This is a genomic window from Microvirga tunisiensis (assembly GCF_009296175.1).
Classification (GTDB): Bacteria; Pseudomonadota; Alphaproteobacteria; order Rhizobiales; family Beijerinckiaceae; genus Microvirga; species Microvirga tunisiensis.
In genome coordinates, this window is record NZ_VOSK01000237.1 from 1 (window position 1) to 9,974 (window position 9,974).

Annotated in this window: 10 protein-coding genes; 6 read left to right on the forward strand and 4 right to left on the reverse strand. The window is 64.5% G+C overall.

Going from position 1 to position 9,974, the window contains the following annotated elements; all coding sequences use genetic code 11:
• Nucleotides 1-104: 104 nt before the first annotated feature.
• On the reverse strand, nt 105-371 hold the full coding sequence (locus tag FS320_RS31540; protein ID WP_152716399.1) for a hypothetical protein: 267 nt from the start codon (nt 369-371) through the stop codon (nt 105-107).
• Nucleotides 372-470: 99 nt separating this feature from the next.
• Nucleotides 471-1,175: a PRC-barrel domain-containing protein gene (locus tag FS320_RS50990; protein ID WP_420846801.1), complete on the reverse strand. Its 705-nt coding sequence runs from the start codon at nt 1,173-1,175 to the stop codon at nt 471-473.
• Nucleotides 1,176-1,694: 519 nt separating this feature from the next.
• Here FS320_RS50990 and FS320_RS46280 point away from each other — a divergent pair.
• The 4 genes from FS320_RS46280 to FS320_RS31565 all read left to right on the forward strand — a co-directional run bounded on the left by FS320_RS46280 (nt 1,695) and on the right by FS320_RS31565 (nt 7,142).
• Nucleotides 1,695-2,681, forward strand: a complete 987-nt coding sequence (locus FS320_RS46280; protein WP_162003367.1) for a phasin family protein — start codon at nt 1,695-1,697, stop codon at nt 2,679-2,681.
• Between the two features lie 272 nt (nt 2,682-2,953).
• Nucleotides 2,954-4,594, forward strand: a complete 1,641-nt coding sequence (locus FS320_RS31555) for a helix-turn-helix transcriptional regulator (protein ID WP_152716400.1) — start codon at nt 2,954-2,956, stop codon at nt 4,592-4,594.
• 155 nt (nt 4,595-4,749) lie between these two features.
• Nucleotides 4,750-6,237 (forward strand): DUF4142 domain-containing protein, encoded by a 1,488-nt coding sequence (locus FS320_RS31560; RefSeq protein WP_152716401.1) that lies wholly within the window; start codon nt 4,750-4,752, stop codon nt 6,235-6,237.
• Nucleotides 6,238-6,317: 80 nt separating this feature from the next.
• A complete protein-coding gene (locus FS320_RS31565; RefSeq protein ID WP_152716402.1) occupies nt 6,318-7,142 on the forward strand; it encodes a YsnF/AvaK domain-containing protein in 825 nt (274 codons plus the stop codon).
• A gap of 70 nt (nt 7,143-7,212) precedes the next feature.
• Here FS320_RS31565 and FS320_RS31570 read toward each other — a convergent pair whose 3' ends face one another.
• Nucleotides 7,213-7,443 carry a hypothetical protein gene (locus FS320_RS31570; protein ID WP_152716403.1) on the reverse strand — a complete coding sequence of 77 codons (231 nt, stop codon included), beginning with the start codon at nt 7,441-7,443 and terminating at the stop codon, nt 7,213-7,215.
• Nucleotides 7,444-7,646: 203 nt separating this feature from the next.
• On the opposite strand from FS320_RS31570, the gene FS320_RS31575 reads away from it, so the two are divergent.
• Both FS320_RS31575 and FS320_RS31580 read left to right on the forward strand, forming a co-directional pair.
• Entirely contained in the window at nt 7,647-7,835 is a 189-nt protein-coding gene (locus tag FS320_RS31575) for a hypothetical protein (RefSeq protein WP_152716404.1), read from the forward strand.
• Nucleotides 7,832-8,575 (forward strand): Crp/Fnr family transcriptional regulator, encoded by a 744-nt coding sequence (locus FS320_RS31580; RefSeq protein WP_244627521.1) that lies wholly within the window; start codon nt 7,832-7,834, stop codon nt 8,573-8,575. Before FS320_RS31575 ends, FS320_RS31580 begins: the two co-directional genes overlap by 4 nt.
• 235 nt (nt 8,576-8,810) lie before the next feature.
• Here the strand turns inward: FS320_RS31580 and FS320_RS49910 are convergent, their stop codons facing one another.
• A complete protein-coding gene (locus FS320_RS49910) occupies nt 8,811-9,803 on the reverse strand; it encodes a response regulator (RefSeq protein ID WP_338105563.1) in 993 nt (330 codons plus the stop codon).
• Nucleotides 9,804-9,974 lie beyond the last annotated feature (171 nt).

Genomic DNA, 9,974 nt, shown 5'->3' on the forward strand with positions numbered 1-9,974 from the left:
GGTCGGATACAACTTCTCACTCCTGCTGCGATGGCTGGCGGCACTTTTGTGCGCCCTTGTCCTGATGCTCGTCGGATATGCTCCATCGCCTCAGCGCGCATGACTCAAGCCGACATAACATTCTTCAGGGACGACTTCAGAGGCCGGAGTTGCCCGCGAACCCGCATCAGATGCCCCTCGACGGCTCGTCTGCGGTCCATCAGCCTGTTCATTGCCGCCAAGGCGGCCTGCTCGTCCTGAGCAGCCCGCGCGACCTCTTGCGCGTCCCGGCTGAAGCGCTGCCGCTCAATGGCCCGTGTGGCCTCCTGGTTGAGCCGTTTGCACGCCGCTGCGACACGATGGAGCTCGGCAATCAGCTCCGGCTCGCTCATCTAATCCAGGCTGGGCATTGGGCAGCGGAACCCACGAGCACCGGACACCCTGCCGCTCTCGCCGGCGGCGGGGCTTCCGATCATCTCCAAGGATGCGGATCAGGTGAGGCCCGAAGACCAGAAATCCCGCACCTGCTGCCCGTACCCGGGCCGGGAGAACGGTTCCTCGCCCGCCTGATAGCTAGGAGCTCCCATCAGCCGCTCCTTGTCGGCATCAACCACATAGCCCTTCTTGCCGGTGTCATAGGTCAGGGCATTCCACGGCAGCGGATGATACTTCTGGCCGATGCCGAGAAAGCCGCCGAAGCTCATGATCGCATAAGCCACCTCGCCCGAACGCTTGCCGACCATGAAGTTGTAGACCTCCCCGAGCTTTTCGCCCTGCCGGTTGTACACGGCCGTGCCTTCAACCTTGTTGGAGGCAATCAGGTCTGTGGTTTCATCCTTGTCCACCGAGCGCTGGGTGCGTGACCGGCCCTGCCGGCCGAAGAAGTGGCTGCTGCCAGCTCGTTCTGATGGCCTTCGGGTTGGAGCGCTGCTCCAGGTCGTACGGCGCACTGTCGTTGCGGTCATGTATCCGACTGCGCCGCCCAGAAGAATACTGAGCAGCACAATGCTGTCCTCGAAGAACAGGTCAGCTCGCCGGCGCTGGCGGAGTTCGTCGTGGGCATTCCGTCGTTCGCCAGCGCGGGTCCCCAGATCACGGCTTGGGTAAGTTGGCCGGCGTGACGCTTCAGCATCATAGGATCCTGGGTCAGCGCCAAACCGCTCTTGGGAGCTGTCGGTGCCATAGGTGTCGACCATGGACGTTTCCTCCTGAATGTGGATCAGCCCTTGCCCAGCCCTGGCGATTAACCCGGCGCGAAGGCAATGGTTCAGGTGATCCGGCCCATCAGGGTCTCAAGCGATCGATTGATCCCGAACCCAGGTTAGCTTCGTCGAAGCAGGACAGTTCGCGCGTCGGATCAGAGATGATGCAACCGAGCCAGAGCCGCTCAAGGCTTAGAGATCATCCCGCCACTGCTCCGCCGTCAAACCTGCTTTGTCGAACGGAACGCCTGGAACCTCCGTCTGTGTCGCTGATTAACCTCGATCAATAAGAACCAAGAATGGGTCGCCTGCGCGGCCGAACTTCAGGGCTTAGCGCCCTCGAACATCAGTAGCGAGTAGACATCAGACGAGCAGACCGAGCGCAGGCACACGCAATGCCTCATCGGTTCAAACGTCCTATGTCACGCGGTACGCGTTCAACGACATATCAGCGTCACAGGCCATGGTTCATGCGGAAGCGTGAACCCTCCTTTCGACAGCAGGTGAGGGACAATGACAGCGACCAGACGATACAGCGAAGCCCCGCCGGACAAGGCGAACGAGCTCTTCGACAAGCTGCTTGCCACGTCCGACAATGCAGTCAAAACCCGCAAGCGGCTCCTGGCCGACCTGAAGGAAGAGCTGGAGCTTCTCGCCACCCTTCAGGAGGAACATCTGTTTCCTGTGCTGACCCGGCACGGGATGCAGGATCTCGTGCGGGAGGCGACGAACGATAACCAGCAAACGGCTGCGCTGTTAGGCGAGTTGGAGCGCATGCCGAAAAACGATGCCGAGTTCCTCGGCAAGGTGACGGAGCTCAGACGCGCCTTCCAGCAGCACATTCGCGATGACCGCAAGGAACTGCTTCCGGCCGTGCTCAAAGTGCTGAGCGACGAGGAAGCCAATGCCATTGCTGAAACAGTGGAGGATGAGATGGCCAACATTGACGAGACTAAACGCTCTGAGGCCCGACGCAGCCGTGAACAAGTCGAGGCCGTGCAACGGGTGACGGAGGACGTCGCTGATACCCTGCGGGCCGGGGTCGAAAGCGCCCAGACCATGGCTCAGGCCATGCAGGAGGCGGTATCGAACAGCTTTAGCGCCTTCTCGGAGCTGGCCCGCCGCTCCACGGGACAGAACCTGGACCAGCCTGATGGCACCACACGCGGCCTGACCGAGGAGGCGGCGCACAATCTGCGGGCGGTGGCGCAGTCTAGCACCGTCCTGAGCCGGGGGTTGCAAGAGGTGTCGCGCGAGGTGGTCAGCCGCAGCCAGCAGCGCCTGCAACGCAACCTCGACGGCGTACAAGCGCTGGCCCGCTGCCGCTCGATCACCGATCTGGTTGAGGTGCAGAGCTCGCTCTTGCGCGACAACCTCGAGCAGACGCTCGAGAGCAGCCGGCGCCTGGCCGAGCTCACGCTTCAAATGACGGATGAGGCCACCAAAACCGTGACCGTTCAGGCCGACAAAACCGCCCAGCGGTTCAACCGCGCCGCCTGAGCATCGGGAGGCCTCTGACAACCAAGCTCCCGGCTTAAGAGCCGGGAGCGCGGCCATCCCAACCATGCCGGAGCTCAACCGCCTTGCGGGAAGATCGCCATGGGTTGGCTCGACGGCCCTTCGGGCCGGGTTCAGCCCCCGAGCGATCGCCGAACAGGTGTCAAGCGGCAACTCACGGTCGTCCTGCGTGAAACCTGCGGCGCTGGGCTCCGTTGACCCCCGGGGCATGGAAGCGCAGAGCGGGCCATCCCATGGCAAAGGCAGGTACAAACATGGGGCACGTCGCTCTCCGGCGCCCGAAGCAGGCAAGCGCCCCCAGTGCCGCTGATCGGGTCCATCGGAAAACGGAGAACGGGTCGAGCGATCAAGCCCCGGACCGCTCGCAACTGGAGCAGATCATCGCCGGTCTGACCGAGGGTGTCATCCTGGTCGAGCCGGACCAGACCATCACCTACGCCAACGAGGCCGCCCTCGAGATGCACGGGGTCACGAGTCTCGACGAACTCGGCCGCACCGTTGACGAATACCGCAAGAACTTCGTTGTGCGCCATCACAGCAGCGATCTCCTCGACCATGGCCGCTACCCTATCGACCGCGTTGTGGCGGGCGAGGCGTTCGACGATGTCGTGGTCGTGGTGGCCCACAAGACCAACCAGGACCGGGATCGCACCCACCGCATTCGCAGCCTCGTCATCACCGATCATGCCGGCAATCCCGATTGTCTCGTGCTCATCGTTCACGATGTCAGTGGGCAGATTGAGGCCGAGCATCGCTTCGAGCGGGCCTTCGCGGCCAATCCGGCGCCGGCTCTAATCTGCCGCCTTGCCGACCTGCGCCTGGTCAAGGTGAACGACGGCTTCCTGGAGCTCACCGGCTACATGCGCGAGGACGTGCTCGGCCGAACTGTCTACGAGATCGACGTGCTGGAACGCGCCGAACGCCGCAATCTCGCACTCGAGCGGCTACGGGCAGGCGAGACCATCCCGCAGATGGAGGCCTGTCTCACCGTGCCGAGCGATCCCGGCGGGCGCCAGGTGGTGGTGGCCGGCCAGCCGATTGAAGTCGGCGAGGAGCCGTGCATGCTGTTCACCTTCGCCGACCTGGAGCCGCGGCGGAAGGCGGAGACGGCGTTGCGCCAGTCCGAGCAGCGCTTCGCCAAGGCCTTTTGCCTGGCTCCTGTGCCCACCACGATCAGCACTGCCGACGATCATCGACTCATTGAGATCAACGAGGCCTTCTCCAGAGTGTTGGGCTATCGGGCCCAGGACGTGGTAGGCTACCCCGCAGACGATATTGGCCTCTGGGTCGACGACGAGGAACGCCGCCGCTTCGAGGCCGAGCTGACGAAGACCGGATCTGTCAGGGACTTTGAAGCCCACCTGCGGGTGAGAGACGGCGGGTGCATCGACTGCCTAATATCAGCCGAGACCATCATGCTGAGCGAGCGTGCATGCATCCTGTGCTCGTTCCAGGACATCACCGCCCGCCGGCGTTCGGAGGAAGAATTGGTGAACGCCATCGAGGCGGTGATGGCGGACGCGTCCTGGTTCAGCCGAGGCGTGGTCGAGAAGCTCGCGGCCTTGCGCCATCCGCCCCGGCCGGGACAGTCACCGGCCCAAGCCGCCGCCGGTGTGGCCGATCTGACGCCGCGCGAGCGCGAGGTGCTCACCCTCGTCTGCCAGGGCAAGAGTGACCCTGAGATCGCGACGGAGCTCAAGCTCGCCCGCAACACGGTACGCAACCACGTCGCGTCCTTGTACCAGAAGCTCGGAGTCAACCGACGCAGCGCGCTGATCGTCTGGGCCCGAGAGCGGGGCATCGGGGCTGAGGGTGTGACCGCCAAGCTCCCAAAGGCACCAAAAAGAGGTGCAGGAAAATCGGGTCGGCTGGTGCGGAATAACCAGGAAAAATAATAATGAACCTTAATGAAATGAAGAGGTTAGCAGCCATGACGGACCAGCCGCCAGTGTCAGCGCCGGTTGGCTGATCGCCTTTGCCCCGTACCCGGCATCGTGCCCCTTTTCTTGCCCAGCGCACGAGAACAGGTAGTCCAACATGGAGACGAGAGATGAAGCTTCATATGATGGTACTCCTTGCATCGACAGCGTTCATGCCAGCCGTTGCTCTGGCGCAGGCCCCTCAGCCTGCTCCGCGACCGGCTCCAGCTCAGGCCGGCGCCCAGGTCCCTGCCGCCGCTGACTTCGTGAACAGGGCCGCGGTTAGCAACATGTTCGAGATCCAGTCGAGCCAGCTTGCGCAGCAGAAGGCGCAGAACGACCGGGTTCGCCAGTTCGCGCAAAGCATGGTCCAGGACCATACGGCCGCCGGCGACAAGCTGAAGTCAGCCGTGCAAGGCATTCAGGGAGCAACAGTCCCGACCAGCCTGGATCAGCCGCACCAGCAGATGGTGCAGACCCTCCAGAGCGCGTCGGGCTCAGGCTTCGACCGGGACTACATTCAGATGCAGGTGACCGCCCACCGGGATGCCGTGAGCCTGTTCGATCAGTACGCACAGAACGGGGACAATCAACAGCTCAAGCAATTTGCCCAGCAGACGCTTCCAACTTTGCGTGAGCATCTCCAGTCGGTGGAGCAGATCCAGACCTCGCTGCCGCCAGCCCGGGTTGGCGCAACACAGGGTGGAGGCCAGCAGCCGCAGCAGACGGCACAGAACCAGGCTGGACAGGACCCATCTCGCATCGTCGTCCAGCAACCCGCGCCCACGGTCCGGGTCGATCAGGCCTCGCCGCAGGTGACGGTCCAGCAGCCACAGCCGAATGTGACGGTGCGCCAACCCCAGCCCGAAATCCTGGTGCGCCAGCCGCAGCCGACGGTGACGGTGGACATCCCCCAGCCTGAGATCATCGTGCGCATGCCGCAGCCCGACGTGAACGTCGCGATGGCGCAGCCGGAGGTCCAGGTGAACCAGCCCCAGCCGCAGGTCCAGGTCGTACAGCCGCAGCAGCAGCCTGAGGTGCAGGTGCAGCCGGCTCAGCCGCAGGTCCAGGTGCAGCAGGTGCAAGGACAGCCGCAGGTTCAGGTCCAGGCGGCCGACAACCAGCCGAACGTGCGCTACGAGCGAGCCGAGCCGCGGGTCGTTGTCAACCAACCTCAGGGCCAGCCGAACGTGCGCATGGAGCAGCAGGGCGAGGGCCAGCAGGCGAATTCGCAGCAGCAGACAGCAGCCCGGCCCGCCGACACCACCACAGCCCCTCAGACGACGGGCGCCTTGCCGGGGGCGCAGGCGCTCACGGTGTCGCGCGTCAATGACATGAACCTGTACAACACGCAGGGCAACGAGTTGGGTGATGTCGAGCGAGTGGTCCAAGGGCCCGACGGTAAGCAGTACGTGGTCATTGGTGCTGGCGGATTCTTAGGCATGGGCGAGAAGCACGTGGCGATCCCCGTGGAGCGCGTGGCGCTGCGTGGTGACCGGCTCATCATCCAGGGCCTCACGGAGGACCAGATCCGCGCCTTGCCGAGCTTTGACCGCAATGACCGCAGCTTCCGCCAACTTGAAGGCAACCAGCCGATCCAGGTCAGTGTTGTTCGGTGAACACCGAACACACAGAAGGGCGGCCGGCCGCCCGAGCCTACGAGGACAACCCTTGGCAGAAACTTCAGGAGAGTGATCACATGACCAAGACCGTTACGTGCCTTTACCGAGATCGGTCGACCGCCGACGCGGTCGTCAGCCGCCTCGAGCAGGCTGGCATCTCGCGCGGCGTCATCGATGTTTATTCCGATGCCTCCGCCGACCTGATCGACGATCTGGAAGACGCGGGTGTGCCACGCTCGGATGCCCATGCCTATGCGGAAGGCGTGCGTCGCGGCAACTCGCTCGTGGCGGTGGAATGCGACGACGGCGAGGCCGATCGGGTGGTGAGCATCCTCGACAGTGAGGGCGTCCTCGATCTCGACGAGCGGCAGGCGGCCTGGCGTTCGGAAGGATGGCAAGGGTATGACGCCTCGGTCGCCGGCAGCACCGGCGGCCTGACGGGGGACTCGGACATGACCCACGCCAGGACCCGGACGGCCGACACCGCCGAGCGCGATGAGGTGATCCCGATCGCGGAGGAAGAACTGCACGTGGGCAAGCGCGAGGTCGATCATGGCCGCGTCCGCATCCAGTCCCGTGTGGTCGAGCGTCCCGTGCAGGAGCAGGTCACGCTGCGCGAAGAACGCGTTGACGTGGAGCGGCGGCCGGTCTCGGGCGAGTACCGGGAAGGCGCCCTGAGTGGCGACCCGTTCCAGGAGCGCACCATCGAGGTCGAGGAGCGCGGCGAGGAGGCGGTGGTCTCCAAGGAGGCGCGGGTGACCGAAGAGGTGGTGGTGCGCAAGGAAGCCGAGACGCGCACCGAGACGATCTCCGACACCGTGCGCAAGACTGAGGTCGACGTCGAGGACGAGCGGAATGTCCGCGGCACCGGCACCACGGGCTCGACCGACCGCACCCGCTGAGGATATCGGGAAGCCCGGCCTTCAAGCCGGGCTTCCTCGACCGATCGCATCACCTGACCCGAATCCGCCGTCAGGATGGCAAAGGGACGACCATCATGCTCAAGACGCTCCAGATCTCGACGGCCGCGACCTTTGTTGCGTTGAACGAAGCCCTCGCGCAGACGACTCCCGCCGCCCCGGCGGCACCCGGGGCAACCGATGGGGGCACAAGCTGGCTGTGGCTCATCGTTATCCTGGCCATCATCGCCGCTGCGGCCTGGTATTTTCTGCGGAGGCGGTCGCGGACAACGACAACCAGCACGACTGGCACCTCCACTACCTCTGGGACAGCGGGCAACCGACCCAACGTGTACGATAAAGACCGGCGCCCGTAAGGGACAGCCCCCGCTCGTGACCCGGCGCCGGATGGGCAGTTCCTCCTCAATCACCATAGGTTGGCAGCGGCCGACCCTCAGGCCCTTGAAGGGCCAAGCTCTGGCCTCATTGGACAAGTAGCCCGGACTGATGGCGAAAGAGAACACCCAGCCGCTCGACGAGGCGGTGGAGCAGACCATCGAGCAAGCCGATCAGGCCATCGCGCAGACCCGCGCCGAGATCGCCCGCTCGCAGGCGCTGAGCCAAGTTGAAGCGGGCCTGGCGCGGTCCATCGAATGCATCGCCGAAGACCACGACGGCCCCACCCACGACCAATGATGCCGCTGCAAGACACACCACCCCAGAGTCTGGATGCCGATCATCGCGCCAACCGGCTCCTGGCGGCTCTGAAGCCGGAGGACTTTGCAGGTCTGGAGCCGCACCTCGAGCCTGTCGAGTTGACACGGGGGCAGGTGCTCTATGACACAGGCGAGGCCGTGTCCCACGCCTACTTCCCGCACGACACGGTCGTGTCGCTCGTGAATGTCCTGGAGGATGGCGGCAGCGTCGAGGTCGCGGTGTTCGGGCGTGAGGGCGTGCTGGGCCTGCTGAGCGCGCTGGTGACGCACGAGGCCTTCGGGCGCTACGTCGTGCAGATGCCCGGCACCGCCTCGCGCATTCCAGTCGAGCGCCTGAACGAGGTGCGGCATGCCTGCCCGGCCCTGCAGCGGTTGATCATGCACTATGGTGAGGTTCTGCTGGCCCAGACCTTTCAGCGGGTCACCTGCAATGCCGTTCACAACGTTGAGGCGCGCTGCTGCCGCTGGATCCTGCGCATCCATGATCGGGTGGGGCGGGACACCCTGCCGCTCACACACGAGTTTCTGGCCGAGATGCTGGGGGTGCAACGCTCGACCGTGAGCGTGGTGACCCGATCCCTTCAGACGGCGGGGCTGATCCGGCAGAGCCGCGGCGGCATCACGGTCACCGACCGGGAGGGCCTCGAGGGAGCGGCGTGCGAATGCTACAGCCGGATCCGGCGGCTTTACGAACGCCTGCTTCCCGGCACCTATACCTAGGCAGCCACATGCCGGCTGGGCAACGCACGATCGGTCATACATAAGGGCAAAGGAGGTCCTTAAGTCCGGCCGTGCAAGGTTTGCTTACTGCCTGAATACGGATCTCCGGTTAAGGTCGGCCCCATCCAGGAACTGACCTTTCCGCTATGCGGGCAAGGCGGTCGATGCAGATCCAAAAAGGCAGGAGCGAGTGCTTGCAGGCGGCCCAGCCTCATGGGTTCCAGTCAGTACACCATCAAGGCTTGCGGAAGGGCACCACGTTGACCGGTTCGCAGGCTGGCGTGACGAGGGACGCGATCGCCTGTTCCAACTCATCACGACGGAAGGGCTTGGCCAATCGCGGAATGCTTAGCCCGCTCCGCTCAGGCAGCTCGGCATGGCCGCTGGCCAACAAGATCGGCAGCGTGGGCCACTCCGCGCGGATCCGCTCCGCCAGCTCCAGCCCGGTCATGCCCGGCATGGCATGGTCGGTCACCACGAGATCAATGGCCGTGCCTTCCCGTAGGACCCTCAAGGCCGCCTCGGCCGACGAGGCCTCCACTACCGCGTGACCCAGATCTTCCAGCGTGGCAGCCGTCGCGGTCATCACCAGCGGATCGTCTTCGACCAGAAGCACCGTGCAGGTGCGATGCTCCGGACGGGCCTGCTCGTCGCTGACAGCGGCTTCCACCACCGCCTCACCCTGCGGCAGCCAGATCTCGGCCGTTGTGCCCTTCCCCACCTGGCTTTTCAGCGTCAGGGTGCCGCCGGACTGGACAGCCAGTCCATGAATCATCGACAGGCCCAGCCCCGTGCCTTTGCCGACTCCCTTGGTCGTGAAGAACGGCTCAATGGCGCGGGCCAGAGTAGCCGCATCCATGCCCATGCCGGCATCGCGGCCGCGCTGGGCCTGAAAGAACTCGCGCTCATCAATGGTGACGTTGGGATCCCACGGCTGGCTGCCCGCCCGGACATGTCCGGTGGCATCCGTGATCCAGATTGAGACCGCCTGCTCCAGGGGTGCCTTGAGCCTTTGGAGGAAGACGCTGGTCTCTGGTGCCGCGATCTCCTCCCAGGACATGGCGTGGGTGCGGTCCTCGACCCGTCCGATCGCGAGTTCCACCGTATCGAACACCTTACGGGCGTGCTCATGCAGGATTGCTGTCGTGCGGGTGATGGTTTCCTCGTTGTCGCGCAGAACCTCCAACCGGTTCCAGGCCGCAGCGGCCGCGAACACGACAGCCGGCACGAGCAGCGCGGCGACCAGCAGCAGCCGGTGCAGACGGACAGAGGTGTAGCGCGACGCGCGAATGTGTGAGTAAGGCGACGGCCAGATTTACGAGATGTCGCCTCCGGTTGAAGTCGACCTACCGTGTCACGGGACGACACGGAGGAGCGCATGAGCCGGCTCGATCAGGAG

Bases quoted from the DNA above. Each gene is read 5' to 3' on its own strand.
- FS320_RS31540 (WP_152716399.1), bottom strand. From the start codon at position 371: ATGAGCGAGCCGGAGCTGATTGCCGAGCTCCATCGTGTCGCAGCGGCG.
- FS320_RS50990 (WP_420846801.1), bottom strand. From the start codon at position 1,175: ATGGTCGACACCTATGGCACCGACAGCTCCCAAGAGCGGTTTGGCGCT.
- FS320_RS46280 (WP_162003367.1), top strand. From the start codon at position 1,695: ATGACAGCGACCAGACGATACAGCGAAGCCCCGCCGGACAAGGCGAAC.
- FS320_RS31555 (WP_152716400.1), top strand. From the start codon at position 2,954: ATGGGGCACGTCGCTCTCCGGCGCCCGAAGCAGGCAAGCGCCCCCAGT.
- FS320_RS31560 (WP_152716401.1), top strand. From the start codon at position 4,750: ATGAAGCTTCATATGATGGTACTCCTTGCATCGACAGCGTTCATGCCA.
- FS320_RS31565 (WP_152716402.1), top strand. From the start codon at position 6,318: ATGACCAAGACCGTTACGTGCCTTTACCGAGATCGGTCGACCGCCGAC.
- FS320_RS31575 (WP_152716404.1), top strand. From the start codon at position 7,647: ATGGCGAAAGAGAACACCCAGCCGCTCGACGAGGCGGTGGAGCAGACC.
- FS320_RS31580 (WP_244627521.1), top strand. From the start codon at position 7,832: ATGATGCCGCTGCAAGACACACCACCCCAGAGTCTGGATGCCGATCAT.